At 64.5% G+C, this 20,557-nt stretch carries 18 protein-coding genes; 7 read left to right on the forward strand and 11 right to left on the reverse strand.

From position 1 onward, the window contains the following. The first annotated feature begins 30 nt into the window (after nt 1–30). Both ACZ0AJ_RS08530 and ACZ0AJ_RS08535 read left to right on the forward strand, forming a co-directional pair. On the forward strand, nt 31–870 hold the full coding sequence (locus tag ACZ0AJ_RS08530; protein ID WP_499453876.1) for a glucose 1-dehydrogenase: 840 nt from the start codon (nt 31–33) through the stop codon (nt 868–870). Nucleotides 871–1,036: 166 nt separating this feature from the next. Then, complete coding sequence (locus tag ACZ0AJ_RS08535; protein WP_499453877.1) at nt 1,037–2,827, forward strand: ATP-binding protein; 1,791 nt, start codon at nt 1,037–1,039, stop codon at nt 2,825–2,827. Here the strand turns inward: ACZ0AJ_RS08535 and ACZ0AJ_RS08540 are convergent. Then, the gene (locus tag ACZ0AJ_RS08540) at nt 2,817–3,302 is read right to left on the reverse strand and encodes an META domain-containing protein (RefSeq protein ID WP_499453879.1); all 486 of its coding nucleotides are present in this window, start codon (nt 3,300–3,302) and stop codon (nt 2,817–2,819) included. The two genes, ACZ0AJ_RS08535 and ACZ0AJ_RS08540, sit on opposite strands and share 11 nt — an antisense overlap. 128 nt (nt 3,303–3,430) lie before the next feature. Between ACZ0AJ_RS08540 and ACZ0AJ_RS08545 the strand changes: the two genes are divergently transcribed. After that, entirely contained in the window at nt 3,431–4,000 is a 570-nt protein-coding gene (locus ACZ0AJ_RS08545; RefSeq protein WP_499453880.1) for a M23 family metallopeptidase, read from the forward strand. Here ACZ0AJ_RS08545 and ACZ0AJ_RS08550 read toward each other — a convergent pair. Together ACZ0AJ_RS08550 and ACZ0AJ_RS08555 are read right to left on the reverse strand one after the other, a co-directional pair. Next, entirely contained in the window at nt 3,966–6,443 is a 2,478-nt protein-coding gene (locus tag ACZ0AJ_RS08550) for a penicillin-binding protein 1A (RefSeq protein WP_499454522.1), read from the reverse strand. The genes ACZ0AJ_RS08545 and ACZ0AJ_RS08550 overlap by 35 nt on opposite strands. A gap of 84 nt (nt 6,444–6,527) precedes the next feature. Then, complete coding sequence (locus ACZ0AJ_RS08555) at nt 6,528–9,347, reverse strand: bifunctional diguanylate cyclase/phosphodiesterase (RefSeq protein WP_499454524.1); 2,820 nt, start codon at nt 9,345–9,347, stop codon at nt 6,528–6,530. Between the two features lie 115 nt (nt 9,348–9,462). Between ACZ0AJ_RS08555 and ACZ0AJ_RS08560 the strand changes: the two genes are divergently transcribed. The 4 genes from ACZ0AJ_RS08560 to ACZ0AJ_RS08575 all read left to right on the forward strand — a co-directional run bounded on the left by ACZ0AJ_RS08560 (nt 9,463) and on the right by ACZ0AJ_RS08575 (nt 13,279). After that, nucleotides 9,463–9,963, forward strand: a complete 501-nt coding sequence (locus tag ACZ0AJ_RS08560; RefSeq protein WP_499453886.1) for a MarR family winged helix-turn-helix transcriptional regulator — start codon at nt 9,463–9,465, stop codon at nt 9,961–9,963. Nucleotides 9,964–10,180: 217 nt separating this feature from the next. Next, nucleotides 10,181–10,942, forward strand: coding sequence for a ZIP family metal transporter (locus ACZ0AJ_RS08565; protein WP_499453887.1), 762 nt, complete (start codon nt 10,181–10,183; stop codon nt 10,940–10,942). Nucleotides 10,943–11,024: 82 nt separating this feature from the next. Then, nucleotides 11,025–12,605: an ATP-binding response regulator gene (locus ACZ0AJ_RS08570; RefSeq protein ID WP_499454527.1), complete on the forward strand. Its 1,581-nt coding sequence runs from the start codon at nt 11,025–11,027 to the stop codon at nt 12,603–12,605. Nucleotides 12,606–12,754: 149 nt separating this feature from the next. Beyond that, nucleotides 12,755–13,279, forward strand: a complete 525-nt coding sequence (locus ACZ0AJ_RS08575) for a PEP-CTERM sorting domain-containing protein (protein ID WP_499453891.1) — start codon at nt 12,755–12,757, stop codon at nt 13,277–13,279. 40 nt (nt 13,280–13,319) lie between these two features. Here the strand turns inward: ACZ0AJ_RS08575 and ACZ0AJ_RS08580 are convergent, their stop codons facing one another. Genes ACZ0AJ_RS08580 through cyoA form a run of 8 tightly spaced genes read right to left on the reverse strand, consistent with a single transcriptional unit; the run spans nt 13,320 to nt 20,529 of the window. Continuing rightward, a complete protein-coding gene (locus tag ACZ0AJ_RS08580) occupies nt 13,320–13,739 on the reverse strand; it encodes a c-type cytochrome (RefSeq protein WP_499453892.1) in 420 nt (139 codons plus the stop codon). A 2-nt stretch (nt 13,740–13,741) separates the two neighbouring features. Then, nucleotides 13,742–14,281 (reverse strand): response regulator transcription factor, encoded by a 540-nt coding sequence (locus ACZ0AJ_RS08585; protein ID WP_343026973.1) that lies wholly within the window; start codon nt 14,279–14,281, stop codon nt 13,742–13,744. Next, nucleotides 14,268–15,617, reverse strand: a complete 1,350-nt coding sequence (locus tag ACZ0AJ_RS08590; RefSeq protein WP_499453895.1) for an ATP-binding protein — start codon at nt 15,615–15,617, stop codon at nt 14,268–14,270. The genes ACZ0AJ_RS08585 and ACZ0AJ_RS08590 overlap by 14 nt, the downstream gene beginning before the upstream one ends. Before the next feature lie 48 nt (nt 15,618–15,665). Next, complete coding sequence (locus ACZ0AJ_RS08595) at nt 15,666–16,487, reverse strand: SURF1 family protein (RefSeq protein ID WP_499454530.1); 822 nt, start codon at nt 16,485–16,487, stop codon at nt 15,666–15,668. An 8-nt stretch (nt 16,488–16,495) separates the two neighbouring features. After that, complete coding sequence (gene cyoD / locus ACZ0AJ_RS08600) at nt 16,496–16,882, reverse strand: cytochrome o ubiquinol oxidase subunit IV (protein ID WP_258834230.1); 387 nt, start codon at nt 16,880–16,882, stop codon at nt 16,496–16,498. Next, nucleotides 16,879–17,517, reverse strand: coding sequence for a cytochrome o ubiquinol oxidase subunit III (gene cyoC, locus ACZ0AJ_RS08605; RefSeq protein WP_499453896.1), 639 nt, complete (start codon nt 17,515–17,517; stop codon nt 16,879–16,881). The genes cyoD and cyoC overlap by 4 nt, the downstream gene beginning before the upstream one ends. After that, a complete protein-coding gene (gene cyoB / locus ACZ0AJ_RS08610; RefSeq protein WP_258834232.1) occupies nt 17,510–19,519 on the reverse strand; it encodes a cytochrome o ubiquinol oxidase subunit I in 2,010 nt (669 codons plus the stop codon). The genes cyoC and cyoB overlap by 8 nt, the downstream gene beginning before the upstream one ends. 2 nt (nt 19,520–19,521) lie before the next feature. Next, nucleotides 19,522–20,529: a ubiquinol oxidase subunit II gene (gene cyoA / locus ACZ0AJ_RS08615; RefSeq protein ID WP_183552478.1), complete on the reverse strand. Its 1,008-nt coding sequence runs from the start codon at nt 20,527–20,529 to the stop codon at nt 19,522–19,524. Between the last annotated feature and the right edge of the window lie 28 nt (nt 20,530–20,557).

A 20,557-nucleotide genomic window follows, 5' to 3' on the forward strand; every position in this document is an offset into this window, starting at 1 on the left:
CTCAGCCCTGAATTCTGAAAGGATCCACCGATGACCATGCCATCCCAACAACAAACACCACCGGGCAGCGAAGCCGCCCTGCACCCCAAAGCCGATCACGGCGAAACCTCATATCGCGGCTCCGGTCGCCTGCAGGACAAGGCCACGGTGATTACCGGCGGCGACAGCGGCATCGGCCGCGCCGTGGCGCTGGCGTACGCGCGCGAAGGCGCCGACGTCCTGATTTCGTACCTGAATGAACACGACGACGCCAAGGAAACGGCGCGCCTGGTCGAAGAAGCCGGTCGTCGCGCGATCCTGGTGCCGGGTGACCTGGCCGATCCGGCGCATTGCCGCGCGGTCATCGAGCGCGCCGTGAACGAATTCGGCCGCATCGACGTGCTGGTCAACAATGCCGCCTTCCAGATGAGCCATGAGGCCATCGAAGACATCCCGGACGACGAATGGGACTACACGTTCCAGGTGAATATCACCGCTATGTTCCATCTCTGCAAAGCTGCAGTGAAGCACATGCCACGTGGCTCGTCGATCATCAACACGACGTCGATCAACTCGGACAAGCCCAAGCCAACGCTGCTGGCCTACGCCACCACCAAGGGCGCGATCGCCAACTTCACGGGCGGCCTGTCGCAGCTGCTGGCGGACAAGGGCATTCGCGTCAACTCGGTCGCGCCGGGCCCGATCTGGACCCCGCTGATCCCGTCGACCATGCCGGCGGACGAAGTGGCAAGCTTCGGTGACGAAACACCGATGAAGCGCCCGGGTCAGCCGAAGGAAGTGGCCCCTGTGTTCGTGATGCTGGCCTCGGACGAAGCCAGCTATATCTCCGGCGCGCGGATCGCCGTCACCGGCGGCACGCCGATTCTCTGATTACTGTCCCATGTGCGCGTGCAGGCCGGGCCAACAAACCCGGCCTGTGCGCGCACGTCACGTTGACGCAGCCAACTATTAACTTAAGTACAATACGCGCTTACCCGGCACGGCGCACAGCATCTGCTGCATCCCGCCTTCTTGTCGCGCCCGTCGCCGACTATCGATGAAAACCCGCACTTACCTGTTCCTGATGGCAGGGGCGATCTTGCTACCCGTGGCAATCGCCTCATGGATCGGCCTGTCCATGCTGCTTGACTGGGAACGCGAATCGCGCCTGCGCAGCGTGCGCGAGATGGCCCGCGCCACTGCCTTCCAGATCGACCGCGAGATCGCCGCCGCCGAAGCGTCGCTGCGCGCTGTCGCCTATTCGGAAGGCATGCGCCAGCAAGACTATGCCCGCCTGCATCGCTGGACCTCGAGCACGAACAGCAACAATTCCCAATCCTGGACCGTGCTGTACGACAGCAAAGGCCGCGAACTGTTCACCACACAAGCGCCGGTCGACACCAGAATGCTGTCGAAGACCCGCGACTGGGCAAGCCAGGTATCGCCCGCCGGCGGCACCCTGGTTTCGGGCTATTTCATCGACGAATTTTCAGGGCGCCCGGCGGTAGCCGTAAGCGTGCCCGCGCCGCTGGAGGATGGCCAGTACAACATCGTCAGCCAGATCTTCGACGTGCGCTTCTTCGAGCGCATCCTGCGCCACGATGCCATTGGCGCCGACTGGAAGGTCGGGATCTTCGATCGCAACGGGCTGGCCATCATGCGCAACCGCGGGTCGGACACGCTCGGCCAGCCGATGGGCGCGGACTTCCTGGCCGCCACGCGCGCCGCGAACCACGGCGTGTTTCGCCATGTGACGCAGGATGGGCGCGATGTCTACGGCGTGTTCACGCGTTCAAAAAGCAGCGACTGGACCATCGTCATCGGCGTGCCGGTGGCGCAGATCGAGGCCGCCGCGCGCACGGCAACCTGGTATGCGGCGCTCGTGCTGGTACTGCTGCTGGGCCTGGCCGTTGCCATCGTCTTGTACCTCGGGCGGACCCTCGAGCGGGCGCTGAGCCAGGCAGCAGCGGCTGTCACGCTCTTGGCCGACGGCGCCATCGCCCTGCCCGCCCGCACCCGGGTCGAGGAAGTCGATGCATTGGTCGAAGGCCTGGCCCGCACCAGCGAAGCGCTGTCCAGTGAAAGCCAGGTGCGCAAGTCGCTGCAGGACGAACGCGAGCAGTTGCTGGTCAGCGAGCAGCGCGCGCGCCGCCTTGCCGAGGCCCAGAGCCGGGCCAAGGATGATTTTCTTGCCATGCTGGGCCACGAACTGCGCAACCCGCTGGCGGCGATCTCGGGCGCGATGTCGGTGCTGGACATGCCCAACCTCAAGCCGCAGGTCGCAGCCAATGCACGCGACATCAGCCGGCGCCAGATGCGCCACCTGACCTGCATTGTCGACGACCTGCTCGACGTGCAGCGCATCCTGTCAGGCAAGATCGTGCTGCACCGTGCCCGCATCGATGTCGCGCAGGTCGTGCGCAGCAGTGCCGAAGCCAAGGCGCTGGTCGATGCCGACGCCCACGCCTGGAGCATCGAGACAGAACCGGACGCCTGGGTCGATGGCGACCGCACGCGCCTGGAACAGGTGGTCGACAACCTGCTGCACAACGCCATCAAGTACACGCCGAAAGGCGGCCGCGTCGACGTGCGTGTCTGGCGCGACGGGGATCAGGTAGCGATCAGCGTCAGCGACACCGGCGTGGGCATCGCTCCCGAACTGCATCCGCTGATCTTCGACGTGCTGGTGCAGGGGCCGACGAGCATCGACCGCGGCCAGGGTGGCCTGGGCCTGGGCCTGGCGCTGGTCAAGCAACTCACCGCCCTGCACGGCGGCACCGTCGCCGTGCATAGCGATGGGCCAGGCAAAGGCAGTTGCTTCGTCGTGCGCGTGCCGGCTACGGCGTGATGCGTTCCCACACATAGACACCAGCGTCGGCCGGCAAACCCGTGTGCAGGCGATTGTCCTGCAGGCGCCACGTGCGCAGTGCCGGCAGATCCTGCGCCAGGCGCAAACCCACCGCATCGGGCGGACACATCGCGCGGGTCGTTGCGACCGGCCCCAGGCTCAAGGTGCCGCCCGTCGCATCGGTGGCCACAGCCTGCCACGGACCGTTGCCGCGATTGCAATCGAGCTTGACGGCCAGGCGGCCATCCTGGCCGAACGACAGCGTGAAGCCATCCGGGGTACCGGGCCGCAGCGCCTGGCTGCCATCGTCGTTCGCCTGGAACGACGCCAGGCGCCAGCTGGTGCCGGCCAGCGTGGGTGTTGCGATAGCCGTCGCGGGTGCGGTCGAGGGAGAATTTGCAGGCGCAGTTGAAGGCATGCTGGAGCAGGCGCCCAGGGCGAGGCTGACGGACAGGAGGCAAAGGCTTGCGCGCATAGTGGTTCTTTCCAGAGGTTGTAGGCGCCCAGAATATCGCATCTGCAAAGGATGACCCGCCCTGCAGGCTGGGAATCTGCCAAAGTGTCCCCACCTGATTGATATCACCTTGTCAATACGAGACCACCATGCGAATCTTCCTGCGCGCCCTCGTGGTTGCCGTCATCCTGATCCTGGGCTACGCCCTGCTGGAACCCACCATCGAACGGGCGCTGTACACGATGCGCCTGGCGTCGATGCCCAAGCCCACGGCGCTGCCCGTGCCCGTTGACGGCGTTGCGGTCCGCGCGCTGCGTGACACCTGGGGCGGCGCGCGCAGCGAAGGCCGCAAGCACGAGGGCATTGACATCTTCGCCAAACGCGGCACGCCGGTGTTATCGAGCACCGAAGGCATCGTCGCGCAGGTCGGCACCAACCGCCTTGGCGGCCTGGTGGTCTGGGTCACGGGGCCGGGTGGCCAGCGCCATTATTATGCGCACCTGGACCGTTATGCCGACGTTGAGGCTGGCATGCGCATCGAGGCCGGCCGCGTGCTTGGCTACGTCGGCAACACAGGCAATGCGAAAGGCACGCCGCCACACCTGCACTACGGCATCTATGAGACGGGCGGCGCCATCAACCCGTACCCGCTGCTGCGCGCCGAGCCAGCCGCCGAGACGACGGCTAAGGAATCGGCGCCGGCGGTATCTGGCCGCTAGGCGCTGGCTGCTGCTGCTCCTGCTGCGGCGGCGGATCGGTGACCTCGATCGCCTCTTCCTGCTGGATCTGGACCGGCTGCTGCAGGATATCCAGCTGATCGGCGCGCGATCCCGGCGCCAGTTCGATCGGGGCTTCCTCGAACATCTCTTCCTCTGGCGCTTCTTCTTCGTAGCGGCGCGGCTCCGGCCGTTTGCCACCCGGGAGCAAGGCTGCCGCATCGAGGCGTTTTGCATCGAACGCGCCGCGGAAGAAGTCGCCCACCAGCAGCGCCGCGTTGTGGCCGCCCTGCCCCCAATAGGTGCTGCGGATGGCCACGCGGTTGTCGTTGAACCCCACCCAGGCGCCCGCCACCAGGTTCGGATGCATCATGATGAACCAGCCATCGGTATTGTTCTGGGTGGTGCCGGTCTTGCCGGCAACGTCGCCATAGATACCGAAACGGCTGCGCACGCCGGCGCCCGTGCCGCGCGTGACGACGCCGCGCAGCATGTCGATCAGGGTCAGGGCCGACTGCTGCGACATGGCGCGCTCGGGCGCGCTGCCGCCGAAATCGGCAATCACGTTGCCGTCGCGGTCTTCGATGCGGCGGACAAAAATCGGCTTGCGGTATTCGCCCTGCGCGGCGATGGTCGCATAGCTGCTGACCATTTCCAGCAGCGTGACCGGGCTGGTGCCCAGCGCCAGCGCCGGTACGGCTTCGAGCTTGCTTTGACGGATGCCCAGGCGCTGGGCCAGGTCGATGATCGGTTGCAGGCCCACTTCCTGGCTCACCTGCGCGGTGATCGTGTTTTTCGAGAAGATCAGACCCTCGCGCATCGACATCGCGCGACCCGTGTTGCCGCTCATGTCGGTCGGTTTCCAGACGCTGCCATTCGCGCCGCGGAAGGACTGCACGACGTCGCGGTACATCTGGTCCTGCGGGATGCCCCGTTCGAGCGCGGCGCCATAGACGATCGGCTTGAACGTCGAGCCCGGCTGGCGTGCGGCCTGGGCCACGTGGTCGAACTGATCATGCTCGAAGTCGCGGCTGCCGACCCAGGCTTTGACCTCGCCGGTGGCCGGATCGATTGCGACAAAGCCAGCTTCCAGGCGCGACTTGGCGCTTTTCAGGTCGGCCATGAAACTGCGGTCGGCCTTGATGCGCTTGAGTGCATCGGCCGGCGCTTCGCCGCCTTCGACGGCATTACGGTACGCGCCCGTCTCGCGCACGAACGCGTCGAGCTCGCGCCCGTGCGTGATCCAGTAGTACGAGAACGGATCGACATTGCGCCGCATCGACGTGTACATGCCGCCGGACGTCGAGCGCGGCACATTCGGGTTCGCCCATTCGACGTCGGCAATGGCCTGCAGCATGTCGGCCTGGCGCTTGACGGCGCGCTCGGCGTCCGCCTGCAGCGCGGTGTCGAGCGTGGTGCGCACGACCAGCCCGTCGAGCTGCAGATTGACATCGTTTTCGTCGGCCCAGTCGAGCAGCCACTTGCGCACATAAGCGCTGAAATGGTTGTCCTTGCCGCTGCGGTCCGGCAGGCGCGCAAAGCGCAGGCGCAGCGGGCGTTTGATCAGCGCCGCATAGCGCCGCTCGTCGAACGCGCCGTGCTTGCGCATCTGGCCCAGCACGACGTTGCGGCGCGCCAGCGAGCGCACCGGATTGGCGACCGGGTTGTAGTAATGCGTGCCCTTGAGCATGCCCACCAGCGTGGCCGACTCGAGCACATCGAGTTTGGACGCCGGCTTGTTGAAATAGGTGCGCGCGGCCATTTCGATGCCGTAGGCGTTGTACAGGAACGGCACCGTGTTCAGGTAGGCCTCGAGAATCTGCGTCTTGCTGTAGGTGTTCTCGATCTTGATCGCGGTGATCAGTTCCTTCATCTTGCGGTTGATGCTGCGCGCCCGGCCGATCTCTTGCGGGAACATATTGCGCGCCAGTTGCTGCGTGATCGTCGAACCGCCCTGCGGGGTGCCTTTCACGCTCGACCACAGGGCGCCGCCCACGCGCCGGAAGTCGATGCCGTGGTGATCGTAGAAGCGGTGGTCTTCGGTCGAGATCAGTGCCTTGACGACATGGGGCGAGACCTGCGACAGCTTGACGCGCTCCTGCAGCCCCTGTTCAAAGGTGCCGAGCGACTTGCCGCCCGCATCGAGGATCACGGTCGGGCGCGCCTGGCTCGCCTGTTCCAGGTCGTCGATGCCGGGCGTCAGCGGTATCAGCACCAACAGCCAGGCGAAGATCGCCATCAGCCCGGCCGCCATTGTCCACAAGGCGATCAGCGCCAGCTTGACCGGCATCGGCCGCCCGTGCAGGCGCTGCTGCGCGCCGGACCTGAGCGCGCCGGCCCCGGTCCGGGCCCCGGTGAAACCACGCCGGACGAGGCGTTGCAAGCGTTGCTGGAAGGTCGGCGCAGGCGTGCTGCCCGTGTTGTCATCGTTCTGCTGTTGGTCCACGCGCTATCCCTGCCTGCTCAATCTGTCAATTCGGCAAGTATAGCCGACCGATGGCCTGCACCCGGCACGCCGTTGCACCAGGCGTCACGCGGTGCTGGTCCTCGGCTCGATGTGGCCGGCGCGCAGCAGCACCTCGATCCGCTCCCCCGTCTGCGGCCGGCTGTAGACGTGGCCCTGCACCGAGTCGCACCCGGCGCCGCGCAGAAAGTCGAGCTGCGCAATCGTCTCGACGCCTTCGGCAATGACGTGCATGCGCAGGCCGTGGGCCAGCGAGATAATGGCGTCGACCAGCGCCGCGCCGTCGGCGCTGCCCACCATGTCCTGCACGAACGAGCGGTCGATCTTGAGCACGTCGACGGGCAGGCGCTTCAGGTATTGCAGGCTGGAGTAGCCGGTGCCGAAATCGTCGATCGACAGTTTCACGCCCATGCGCTTGAAGCATGCCATCGTGTGGATGGCGGACTCGATGTCGCCCATCATCATGCTTTCGGTCAGCTCGATCTCGAGCGACGCCGGCGGCAGGCCGGTGTCCTGCAGCACACGCTCGACGCTGTCCAGCAGGCCGGGCTCGGCCAGCTGGCGCGCCGACAGGTTCACGGCGATGCGCAGCGGCCCCAGCCCGCTGCGTTGCCACTGCCGGTTCTGGCGGCACGCCGTCTGCAGCACCCATGCGCCGATCGGCACGATCAGGCCCGTCTCTTCGGCCAGGCCGATGAAACGCTCCGGCTGAATCGTGCCCAGCAGCGGGTGGCGCCAGCGGATCAGCGCCTCGGTGCCCACGACGCGGCCGGTGGCCAGGTCGATCTGCGGCTGGAAATGCAGCGTGAACTGCTGCTCGTGCAGCGCGCGCCGCAGCGCGCTTTCCAGCGCCAGCCGGTCGAATGCCTGCGCATTCATGTGCGGTGCGTAGAACTGGACCCCATTGCGGCCGTCCGACTTGGCGCGGTACATCGCGATTTCGGCATGCTTGACCAGCGTGTCGGCGTCGGCGCCATCGGCCGGCCAGGCCGCCACACCGGCGCTGCAGCCGAGCACCAGGTGCTGGTCGCGGAGTTGCAATGGTTCGGCTACCGCATCGCGCACCTGCCGGATGCGCGTGGCGGCCTGGCGTTCATCGCTGCAGCCGCACAGCACCAGCACGAAGTCGTCGCCACCGACACGCGCCGCCGTGTCGAGCGGGGGCAGCGTGCGCTTGATGCGCGTGGCCAGCAGGCGCAGCGCCGCGTCGCCGGCAGCGCGGCCCAGCGTATCGTTGATCAGCTTGAAGTGGTCGACGTCGAGCAGCACGACCCACACCGGCATGCCGCTCGCGGCGGCGGCAGTCGCGCGCTCGATACGGTCGGCCAGCAGCGCGCGGTTGGCCAGGCCCGTCAACGTATCGTAACGGGCATGGCGCTCGAGTTCGGCCTCGTAGCGCTTGGCGGTGGTGACATCGTAGACGGTCACGACGAAATGGCCGACCTTGCCGTCTGCGCGGCGCACAGGGGCGACGTAAACATCGGTGATCAGTTCGGCGCCGTCGCGCGCGTGCATCGTCACGTGCGCGTTTTCTTCGCGCTGCTGGCGCAGCGACGCGCACAGTACCTGCACCGACGGCTGCTCGATGTCCGGCCCGAGCAGGAGCGCGAGCGGCTGGCCGGCCAGTTCCTGCGGCGCGTAGCCGAAGGTGCGCTCGCAGGCCGGATTGGCGTAGCCGATCGGGTACCCCGGTGCACGCGCATCGACCAGCAGGATCGGATTGGCGCTGGACGCCATCGCCCGCTCGTAGACGCGCAGCGAGCCGGTGGCCCGCTCGAGCGCGGCGGTGCGCTGCCTGACCAGCGCTTCGATGCGGCGCGTGCGCGCCACGCGCTGCTGCACGAGAGTCGCGGTCGCCGCGCTCAGGATCAGGCCCAGCGCCAGCGTCACCAGCTCTCCCGCGTGGCGCCCGAACGCCTGCGACTGCTCCTCGACCACGACCTGCCAATGGCTGCCGGCGATGTCGACCGATTCGACATGCCTCAGCGTGTCGCCGTCGCCTATACGGGAAAGCCAGCCGCCGGTGCGCGCGGCGGGGCCATGCCGGTAGGCCGTCACGACCTGGCCATCGACGTCCGGCCCCTCCAGCGACAGCCCCACGGCATTGTCATCCAGCAGGCGTACCGCATGCAGTGTGCCACCCACCAGCAGCGCGACATCGATCACGACCTCGGTATGGCCGATCACGGCGGCACGACGCGCAAATACGTCCGCGGGGCGCTCGTTGCCCCGGTAGACCGGCACGGTGATCAGGATGCCGCGGCGCCCACCGCCGCCCTGCAGCAGCGTGACGAGCGGACTGGCGACCGGTGCGCCTGCATCGATCGCCGCCTGGCTGACACGGCGCAGCGGCGGATGCGACCATACGTCACTGCCGAACGCGATCGCGTTGCCCAGGATGGGCGTCACGTAATCGTTGACCAGATAAAGGGGGCGCTCGCCGGCCCGCACCAGCCCTGCAGCGCCACCCGCCACGCGTTCACGGATCTGGAAGTCTGGCCAGAAGGCCCGGCGTTCGGCTTCGAATGCCGGGCGCTCGGCAGCGCTGACGAAGCGCTGGAACACGATCGCCTTCAGGTAACCGTGATTCGCTACCAGCGGCAGCGCAAACGCATCGAATTCCTCGCGCGAGATATGGTGCGACGCGCGGAAAAACAGATTGACGGCACGCGCCGCATCGACGGCTTTGGAAAAAGCCTGCGTCACTGCGGCCACGCGCACGCCGGCGCGCTGTGCAAATTCGGCGTTGGCGCGCTCGGTCTCCAACGTGCGCACGACGCCGCACAGCGCTGCGGTCAGCATCAGTCCGAGCAGACAGGTGACCACCGCGGCCTTCGACAGGCCGCGTCCGGTACCCAATGAGCGGCGGGCGGATACGCTGTACATACAGGGGATGCTAGCGCAGAACGCGAGGCCCGGGCGCAGCGTTGATACGGCATTGCCGCACAAGAATCTGCGTGCGATGATGTGTTTTGACAACGCTTGCATTATCATCTCGCGCATGTCGTCCGAACCCCAAGCCCCTTCCCAGCCCTTGCCGCCCGACGCGCCGCCCCAACGCGTGCTGCGTCAATTCCGTATCGTCTTCAATGCGGTCAAGACCCATTTTCGCCAGCTCGAACACGAATCGGGGCTGGGCGGCGCCCAGGTCTGGGCGCTGTCGGTGATCGACAGCCAGCCCGGCATCGGCGCCACCAGCCTGAGCCGCGCGCTCGATATCCACCAGTCCACTGCCAGCAATCTGGTACGCGGCCTGGTCGAGCGCGGCTATGTGACTGCAGCGCGCGAAGGTACGGACCGGCGCAGCGTCGCGCTGCGCGTGCTGCCGGCGGGTCAGGAAGTGCTGCGCCGCGCCCCGGCGCCCCTTGCCGGCGTGCTGCCCAATGCCCTTGCCACGCTCGATGAATCGACGCTGCTGCGGCTTGAACAGGACTTGGGCACATTGATTGCACAACTCGATGCCGATGAGGCGGCGGGCAAGATTCCGCTCGGCCAGTCTTGACAGGACCAATCGAGAAACACGGGAAAAAAAAAGCCCCCCGACGAATGCGGGGGACGAAAAGAAGCGGCGCTGACCGCCTCTTCGCTGATCGGGGCAAGGTGGTCGAACGACCCACTTGCCACGTCCCTATCTTGCCCGAAAAGTATAATCAAGGCAACCTTATTTGTGCCAATGGACACAGGAGGGCGCCGCACACGCGAACACGACAGGAACAGGTATGGAAATAGCAGGCTGGTTGCAGGCAGGTGGATGGGGATTGTTGGCAGGCGGCGCGCTGATGCTGGGCGCCGGGATCGGGGTGCGCTATGCCGTGCCCAAGCGTCTGGTCGCGGCCATCATGGCGTTTGGCAGCGGCGTGCTGATCTCGGCGCTGTCGTTCGAACTAATGGATGAAGCGCTCGAGACCGGCGGGCTTGCCTCGACGGCCGCCGGGTTCGTGGTCGGCGCAGGCATCTATACGGGCGCCAACTGGCTGCTGGCGCGCAAGGGCGCCAAGCACCGCAAACGCTCGACACCGCAGGAGGGCGCCGATCCCAAGGCCAAAGCCAGCGGCACGGCCATTGCCATCGGCGCCCTGCTGGACGGGATTCCCGAGTCGATCGTCATCGGCCTGTCGCTGCTGGGCGGCCAGGGCGTCAGCATGGCGATGGTGGCGGCCGTATTTCTGTCGAACCTGCCGGAAGGATTGTCCAGCGCTGCGGGCATGAAGCGCGCCGGCCATTCGACCGGGTACATTATGGGCATCTGGGCGGCGATTGCCCTCGCCTCGGGCCTGGCGGCCACGGCGGGCTTCACGCTGTTTCACCAGTTTCCGCCTGAAATGCTGGCGGCAACCACGGCGGTGGCGGCCGGGGGCGTGCTGGCGATGGTGGTCGATACGATGATCCCCGAGGCCTTCGACGAAACCCACGATTTTGCCGGTCTGATCGTCGCCGCGGGTTTTCTTGCTGCATTTACACTGAGCAAGCTTTCTTCGTGAACTTGCCGTGCATTACTGTTTATAATCACCCCTTCAAGCGACGCCCCCTCCCCGGCGTCGCAATCCCTACTCCATCCTGACTATGCAACCCCAGTTTTCCGGCGGCACCTGGCGTGACGGCGCGGCGCCGCTCGCACTGCGCTATCTGTTCGCGCTGTTCCTGTTCGTCGTGGCGCTGGCCGCCCGCTTCATGCTGGTGGACATCCTGCCGGCGCGCGGGTTCCCGTTCCTGTCGTTCTTCCCTGCGGTACTGCTGGCGGCCTACCTGGCCGGTCTCGGGCCGGGCCTGCTGACTGCGTTCCTGAGTACCTGGGCGGCCTGGGCATTCTTCATGGGCCCGCGCCTGGCGCCGGCCGCCATGGCGCACAGCGACCTGATCGCGCTGGTGTTTTTCGCGTCGATCCTGGTCGTGGACTGCCTCGTCATCGAGCGCATGAACCTGGCCATGCGCAAGCTGCGCACGACCGGCACCCGCTTGCGCGAAAGCGAAGATGCGCTGGTGGCGCGCCAGGCCGAGCTGAGCGAAGCGAACCGGCAAAAAGACGTCTTCATCGCAATGCTGGCGCACGAGCTGCGCAATCCGCTGGCGCCGATCCTGTCGGCAGCCCAGCTGATCGCCATGCGCGCGGGCAATGACGAACCGCTGGCCCGCGCCGCGGCCATCATCACGCGCCAGGGGCTGCAACTGACGCGGCTGGTCGACGATCTGCTCGACGCGTCGCGTATCCATTCCGCCAAGCTGACACTGCAGGTCGCGCCAGCCGACCTGCGTGACGTGATCGCCAGCGCGCTGGAAACGAGCGCGCCGATGATCGAACAATCGGCCGCCAACTTCCAGTTGACGTTGCCGCCGCAACCGATTCCCGTGGACGTCGACAGCACCCGCATCGCCCAGTGCGTGTCGAACCTGTTGCACAACGCCTTCAAGTTCTCGGGCAATCAGGGCGACATCCATCTCTACATCAGCACCGCGGCCGACGGCATGGCCCGCATCCGGGTCACGGATACGGGCCGCGGCATTTCGCCGGACATGCTCCCGCGCCTGTTCGACATGTTCACGCAGGAAGGCCGCAGTGGTAACGATGGCAACAGTGGCCTGGGTATCGGCCTGGCGCTGACGCGCGACCTGGTCCTGCGCCACGGCGGCACGCTCACCGCGCACAGCGACGGTCATGGCCGCGGCGCATCGTTCGAGATCGCCCTGCCCCTGAGTACCGAAGTACACGCGGCGGCTATTGCCGCGCCGACGACAGCAAAGGTCGAAGCGCCCCGGCAGGCGCCGTCGGTGCTGGTCGTGGACGACAACGTGGATGCCGCCGAGTTGTTGCAGGCGCTGCTCGCACTGCACGGTTTCGATGTGCACATCGCCCATACCGGCGCCGCCGCCCTGGCCGCGCTGGCGCAGCATCGCTATCGTGTCTTGTTGCTCGACATTGGCTTACCCGACATGTCCGGCTACGAGGTCGCCATCGCTGCACGCGCGCAAGGCTTGCTCGACGACACGACTTTCATTGTCGCGCTGACGGGCTGGAGCGATGCCGAGTCGCGCCAGCGCTCGGTCGATGCGCGAATTGACCACCATCTGAACAAGCCGGTGCAGATGGAGGCGCTGTTGAGCCTATTCGATGCGCGGACCTTGTCGACCAATCTTACAAGTGTGTGACACGATTCGAGGTAGATTGACTTAAGTACTTGTTGGTATTGAAGATTTTGAACAGGCACGGTCCGTGCTTATTGGATATCGCAACAGCAATGTTCGGAATTCGATGTCACGTGAATGTTCATCCATCCTTTAATAGAACGGAGTGCTTTGTGAAACTGATCAAGAACCTGAGGAATGTCGCCCTTGCCGCCATGCTGTTTTCCGCTGGCGTGGCCAATGCAGCGCTGTATCAGTTCCAGCTGACCGGCGACTACGCGGCGAGCTGGCAATTAAATTCGACTGTCTCGTCGGATCTGTTTGGTGACGGTGAAGGCTTCATCCTGTGGGACGTCGCGGGTAATTTCCCCGGCTCGTCTGAAGACGTCGTGGACTTGACCTTTTATAACGAGGCCATCGGTGGCGGCATGGAAATCCTCGACTTCTACGGCAATAACCTGCTGTTGAGCACAGATGGCTTCCAGCTCTACACGGGTTCGGAAGACAGCCCGACCTTCCGCCTGGGCACGTTTGCACTGACCGAGTACCTGGGCAGTGGCAGATATTCGCTGACGGTCACGGATCTGGACGCTTTGCCTGAACCACCCGTCGACGTGCCGGAACCAGCCAGCGCTGCACTGCTGCTCGGCGGCCTGGGTGTTCTGCTGGCATCGCGCAAGCGGCGCCAGGCCAGGTAATCATCGTGGTACCGGCAAGGCTGCGCCAAACCCAGCCTTGCTATCTTTTCGGCGCTGGCGACGCAGCCACCGCCCCCTGCGTGCGCAGATACGCCACAATATCGGACGCCTGCTTCTCGCTCATGAAGCTGAGAAAGCGCATCTTGTTACCTGGCACGACCTTTTCGCTGTCGCGAATGAACGCCACCAGCTTCTGCTCGTTCCAGACAAAACCGGCCTGCTTCAACGCCGGCGAGTAGGCATACGCAGGGGCGCTGCCCGCCTTGCGGCCCACGATCCCGTTCAATTGCGGCCCGAAGCCATTGCGGGCGCCCGCGCCAACCTCATGACAGTTGGTACAGCGCGCGAACAGCCTGCGGCCGGCATCGACCTGGGCCTGCGCCGGTGCCGATGCGGGTGCCGCCAGCGTCTCGGCCCCCGTTCCCAGCAACAGCGCAACACCAATGATGAACCCGCGCATGATCACTTCACCCGCTGCTTCTCGAGCTTGCGCGCCAGTGTGCGGCGGTGCATGCCCAGCCGGCGCGCGGCCTCGGAAATATTGAAATCGGTCTCGGCCAGCACGGCGTGGATGCGCTCCCACTCCAGCGTCTTGATCGACGTCGAGCGGTTGGTGACCTCGATTTCGGCGCTGCCGGCAATGTGCCCGAACGCCGCTTCGATATCGTCGGCATCCGATGGCTTGGCCAGGTACTGAACGGCGCCCAGCTTGATCGCTTCGACCGCCGTGGCAATGCTGGCAAAGCCCGTCAGCACCACGATGAGCATGTCGGGGTCGTGCTCGTGCAGCAGTTGCACGCAGGCCAGGCCCGAGGTCTGGCCCTTGAGTTTCAGGTCGACCACGGCGTAGCCGGGGTTATGCTGCGCCAGGATGGCAGCGGCTTCATCGTGGCCGGTGGCGCCCAGCACGCGGTAACCGCGCCGCTCGAATGAACGGCTCAGCGTGCGGGCGAAGGCTTCGTCGTCTTCGATGATGAGCAGCAGCGGCTCAGGGTTCGGCATCGTTCAGTTCCTCTTCCAGTTCAATGGCCGACATCGGCAGCCGCAGCCTGACCACGGCGCCACCCTCCGGCCGGTTGGTCGCCGTCACCGTGCCGCCGAGTTTGCGCACGACGTTCACGGCCAGAAACAACCCCAGACCACCGCCGGGCTTGCCCTTGGTGGACTGGTACGGTTTGCCGAATTGCGCCAGCATGCTGGGCGCGAAGCCGGGACCACGGTCGAGCACGGACAGCACCAGCGTACGCTCGTCGATGTGCGCATCGAAGCAGACCCAGTCGGGCGAGGCTTCCAGCGCATTGTCGAGCAGGTTGTCGACCGTCTGGCGCAGCGCCGAGTCGCTTGCCACCGGCCAGTCGTCGGCGATGCGGTTATTGTACGTGAAAGCGCGCACCGGGCGGCTGGCCTGCCAGCGTTCGACCAGGCCATCGAGAAAGCCCCGCACCGTCGTGCGTTCGGCCGATTCGCCGCGCGCTTCGCCGGCCGAAAGCAGGATGCCACTGACGATCGACTTGCAGCGTTTGAGCTGGGTCTGCATCTCGGTCAGCTCGCCCAGCAGCTCGGCGTCGTCACGAAACGCGGGCATGCGCTTCCAGTCGCCCAGGATCACCGACACCGTCGACAGCGGCGTGCCCAGTTCATGCGCGGCGCCGCTGGCAAGCAGGCCCATGCGCACGATGTGTTCTTCTTCGGTTGCGCTCTGACGCAGCGCCGCCAGTTGGGTCGCCTTGTCGCGCACATTGTTCGAGATGCGCGAGACGAACAGCACCAGCAGACCGGCATTGAGCGCGAAGCAGACCAGCAAGCCCTGGACATACAGGCTGCCGATGCCGCGCTCATGGTCGAACGGCAGCGGGAGCGGCTCGGCAAACGCCGCCAGTCCCGCCATGCAGGTGATCGTGATGACGACGATGCTCCAGGTCCACAGCACCTCGAGCAGCACGGCCGAGACGATGACCTGCAGCAGGTACAGAAACGCAAACGGATTGGTGGTGCCGCCGGACAGGTACAGCAGCACGGTCAGGCTCGAGACGTCGACCAGAATGGCCATGAACATCTCGCCGTTCGAGACCGGCCGGCGTTCGTGCCAGCGCAGGTGGCTGGCGATATTGAAGGCGATCAGGCACGAGAGCACCTGCAGCATGTGCACCAGCGGCAGCGCGATCCCGAACAGCAGGATCGCGACGGCGATGGTGGTGACCTGGCCGATGACGGCGATCCAGCGCAGCTCGATCAGCTGCAGCATGTTCTTGTGGCCGGCGGCGAATTCCACGTTCGCAGCCGCCGCCGACGGCGACGTGCGCGCCGCCCGGGCGAAGAAATCCAGCGGAGATTGCATCGAAACCCGTCCGTTCAGTGCCCCGTGCGCGGCAACGCGGGCGGGACGTTAATCGTTGGCGTCGCGGGAGCGCTTCGCCTCGTAGCGGGCCACCCACCACCAGGCTGCGGCCACCATGAGGGCGAGAGCATACCAAGTCAGCGCATACACGAGGTGATTATTTGGGAACGAAATGACGGTCAGGCCGCCGACGGCGCGCTCGGGGGCGCCTGCCGGATCCTGGTTCTTGCCGGCATCGACGAAAAACGGCGCCGTGCGGGCCGGATCGAACCCGCGCGCCGCGGTCAAGGCGATGACGTCGCGCGAGTACCAGCGGTTGCCGGCAGGGTCGTTGTCGCGCAGGAAGCCGCCTTTGGGTTCGCTGATACGCAGCAAACCGGTCAGCTGCACCGGCTCGCCCGGGGCTGCGCAGGCGTCAGGCCCGGCCGTGCGCGCAGGGAAGCGGGTGGCGATATCGCCCGACGACGGGATGAAGCCGCGGTTGACAAACACGATGTGGCCCTCGTCCGTGCAGAACGGCGTGAGCAGCCAGAAGCCCGCGCCCAGCTCGGACAGCGCCTGGACGGGTGCAGTGTATTGGTAGAGATAGTGACCCGACAGGGCAACGGCCCGGTATTCGTCGGATTCTTTGGAAATCTGCGGCCACTGCGCTACCGGAGGAAGCGCAGCAGGCGCCGCATGAACACGTGCATCGACGCGTTCGATCAGGTCCAGTTTCCATTGCAGGCGAAACACCTGCCAGGTCCCCAGAACTGCAAACAGCACGAGCAGCAGCAAGGCCAGCACCGCCACCAGGCGTCGCACGAAGGGCGAACGCCGTGGCGGGGGCTGATCCTGCGCCGACAGGGTCGGCGGCTGCTGCACGTGCATTACCACGGTCAGGTCATGTCGGAGGTGTTTTCAGCACCCATGCCCGGCATCATGTTGGTGTTCATGTGGTGCATGACCCAGATCGAGCCCGACATCACAATGACCAGCAGCACGAGGGTCAGGATCAGCGCCATCATGTTCCAGCCGCCTTCTGCCTTCGAATTCAAGTGAAGGAAGTAGATCATCTGGACCACCAGCTGAACTGCGGCGAAGCCGAGGATGACCCAGCGGGTCGTTTCCGGGGCCAGCACATTGCCCATCACCAGCCAGAACGGAATCGCGGTGAGGATCAGCGACAGCGCGAAGCCGATCGCATAATCCTTGCCACTGTAGTGGATCTGGTAGCTGTCATGACCATGATGACCATGGTCGTGCTCGTTATGATGATCGCTCATGGCAGCACTCCCATCAGGTAGACAAAGGTAAACACAAAGATCCAGACCAGATCCAGGAAGTGCCAGAACAGCGACAGGCAGGCCAGGCGACGGAAGTTTTCCGGCGTCATGCCGTGCTTGGACAGCTGCACGAACAGGGTCACCAGCCACACGATACCGAACAGCACGTGCAGGCCGTGGGTACCGACCAGCGAGAAGAACGCGGTCAGGAAGCCCGAGCGCTGTGGGCCGGCGCCCAGGTGGATCAGGTGCTGGAATTCATAGATTTCCAGCGACAGGAACGCCACGCCCAGGAGGCCCGTGACGACCAGCCACAGCTTGGTCTTGCCCACGTTCTTGGCTTGCGCCGAGATCATGGCCATGCCGAAGGTGATCGACGACACCAGCAGGAAGCCGGTGTTGAGCGCGATCAGCGGCAGTTCGAACAGCTCGGCGCCGGTCGGGCCGCCCGCGTAGTTGCGGCCCAGCACGGCGTAGGCAGCGAAGAGCGATGCGAACAGCAGGCAGTCGCTCATCAGGTAGAGCCAGAAGCCGAGCAACGTGCCCTGCTCCGGGTGGTGCTCCCGCGCCATGTAGCGCGCGGTCACTTCGGCGGGTGTCATCCCGCCTGTCATGGTTGCTTTAATGTCAGACATGGCTTTCCAGCATACGAGTACGTGCGGTTTCGGTCTTCAGGACTTCTTCGGCCGGAATGTAGAAATCGCGTTTGTAGTTGAAGGTATGGGCAATGATCGTACCGAGCAGGACGATGAACGCACCGATGACCAGGGCCCACATATGCCAGATGATGGCAAAGCCGACCGCGCACGCCAGTGCCGAGATCACGAAACCGGCCCAGGTGTTCTTGGGCATGTGGATCGCGACGAAATCGGCGAGCGGACGCTGGTAACCGTTCTTCTTCATGTCGGCGAAGGTGTCGTTGTCGTGCACCACCGGCGTGAACGCGAAGTTGTAGTCCGGCGGTGGCGACGAGGTCGACCATTCCAGCGTACGGCCATCCCACGGATCGCCCGTGAAATCGCGCAGACGTGCGGTGTTGCGGTCACGGAAGCTGACATACAGTTGCATCAGCAGCGCGCCGATACCACCAGCGATCATCAGGGTGCCCAGGAACGAAATCTGGAACAGCCACTGGACCGACATGTCATCGAAGTGACTCACGCGGCGGGTGTAGCCCATGAAGCCCAGGATGTACGGTGGCGTGAACGCAACCCAGAAACCGATCGACCAGAGCCAGAACGACACGGTGCCCCAGAATTTGTCGAGCTTGTAGCCAAACGCTTTCGGGAACCAGTAGTTCAGACCCGCGAAGATACCGAACACCACGCCACCGATAATCACGTTGTGGAAGTGAGCGATCAGGAACAGCGAGTTGTGCAGCACGAAGTCGGCCGCAGGAATCGCCAGCATCACGCCGGTCATGCCACCGATGGTGAAGGTCAGCATGAACGAAATCGTCCACATCATTGGCAGTTCGAAGCGGATCTGGCCGCGGTACATGGTAAACAGCCAGTTGAAGAGCTTCGCGCCGGTCGGGATCGAGATGATCATCGTCGTGATACCGAAGAACGCATTGACACTGGCGCCCGAACCCATCGTGAAGAAGTGGTGCAGCCAGACCAGGTACGACAGCACCATGATGACGCAGGTCGCGTAGACCATCGAGGTGTAGCCGAACAGGCGCTTGCCGCAGAAGGTCGAGACCACTTCGGAGAAGATACCGAACGCTGGCAGGATCAGGATGTAGACCTCAGGGTGACCCCAGATCCAGATCAGGTTCACGTACATCATCGCGTTGCCGCCACGGTCGTTCGTGAAGAACGCGGTGTCGAACAGGCGGTCCATGCCCAGCATCGCCAGCACGGCGGTCAGGATCGGGAAGGTCACGACGATCAGGATGTTGGTGCACAGCGAGGTCCAGACGAAGACTGGCATCTTCATCAGGCCCATGCCCGGTGCGCGCATCTTGATGATGGTGACGATCAGGTTCACGCCGGACAGCAAGGTACCGACACCCGCGATCTGCAATGACCAGATGTAGTAGTCGACGCCCACCCCCGGACTGGCCAGGATGCCCGACAGCGGCGGATACGCGAGCCAGCCGGTACGTGCGAATTCACCGACGAACAGGGATGCCATGATCAGCACGGCGCCCATCGTGGTCATCCAGAACGAGAAGTTATTCAGGAACGGGAAGGCCACGTCGCGCGCACCGATCTGCAGTGGCACCACGTAGTTCATCAGGCCCGTCACGAACGGCATCGCCACGAAGAAGATCATGATCACGCCGTGGGCGGTGAAGACCTGGTCGTAGTGGTGCGGCGGCAGGAAGCCGGCGTTGTCGCCAAAGGCGAGCGCCTGCTGGGTACGCATCATCAGGGCGTCGGCAAAGCCGCGCAGCAGCATGACCAGACCGAGGATCATGTACATGATGCCGATTTTCTTGTGGTCGATACTGGTGATCCAGTCTTTCCACAAGGAGCCCCACAGGCGGAAGTAGGTCAGGATGCCCACGAGGGCAATACCGCCTACGATCACACCTGCGAAGGTAGCAAGCAGGATCGGCTCATGGAAGGGAATCGCGTCCCAGCCAAGCCGACCGAAGATAAACTTCGTCAAGTCGAAAGTGTCTTGCATGGTTACTTCTTCACAGTGTTAAAAGGGGCGACGCACATTTCCAGCGCCTCAGCCAGCATGGACTTGCCATCCTTCGGCAGCTGGCGGATGGCCGCGGCCATTTCGTTGCGCTTGTGATCCTCGTGCATTTGCTGGTTCATGCACATGGTGCCTTCAGCAACGCAGCGGTTCAGGATGCGGTTGAACAGCGCGGGCTCGACCTGTGCGTAGTGGCGCACCGGCTCCTTGGCGGTCGGTTTTTCGAGCACCATGTAGTCAGCGCGGTCGAGCACTTCGGTACCGGTCTTCATTTCCTTGACCCAGGTGTCGAAATCGGCCTGCGTCACGCCCTTGTAGGCAAACTTCATGTGCGAGAAACCGTCGCCGCTGAAGTTGGCCGAGAGGCCGCGATAATCGCCGGTCTTGTTCAGCACCGCGTTCAGTTCCGTCTCCATGCCCGGCATCGCGTAGATCATGCCAGCCAGGGTCGGGATGTAGAACGTGTTCATCACGGTCGACGACGTGATCTTGAAGCGCACCGGCACGTCGATCGGGGTCACCAGATGGTTAACCGATGCAATGCCCTGTTCCGGATAAATGAACAGCCATTTCCAGTCCAGCGCCACCACTTGCACTTCGAGTGGCTTGACCGACGCGGCGAGCGGCCGGTTGGCATCGATGCGGTCGAGCGGACGATACGGGTCGAGCTTGTGGGTACTGACCCAGGTAATCAGGCCCAGCACGATGATGATCAGGAGCGGTGCGCCCCAGATGATCAGTTCGAGCTTGGTCGAATGGTCCCAGTCAGGTTCGTAGGCCGCGTTGGCGCCCTTGCGGTAGCGCCAGGCGAACCAGACGACCAACAGCATCACCGGAATGATGATGATCAACATTAATAGAACCGATATGACGATCAGATCGGCCTGCTGCTTTGCTATATCGCCGGTGGGATTCATTACGACGGTATTGCAGCCAGCAAGCGCTGCAAGAAGAAGTAATGGCAGTCCGCGGCGGACAATTTGTGGAATCATGCTAGGTATCTAACGTTACATGGAGGGA

Source organism: Telluria sp. AC161 (assembly GCF_979258535.1).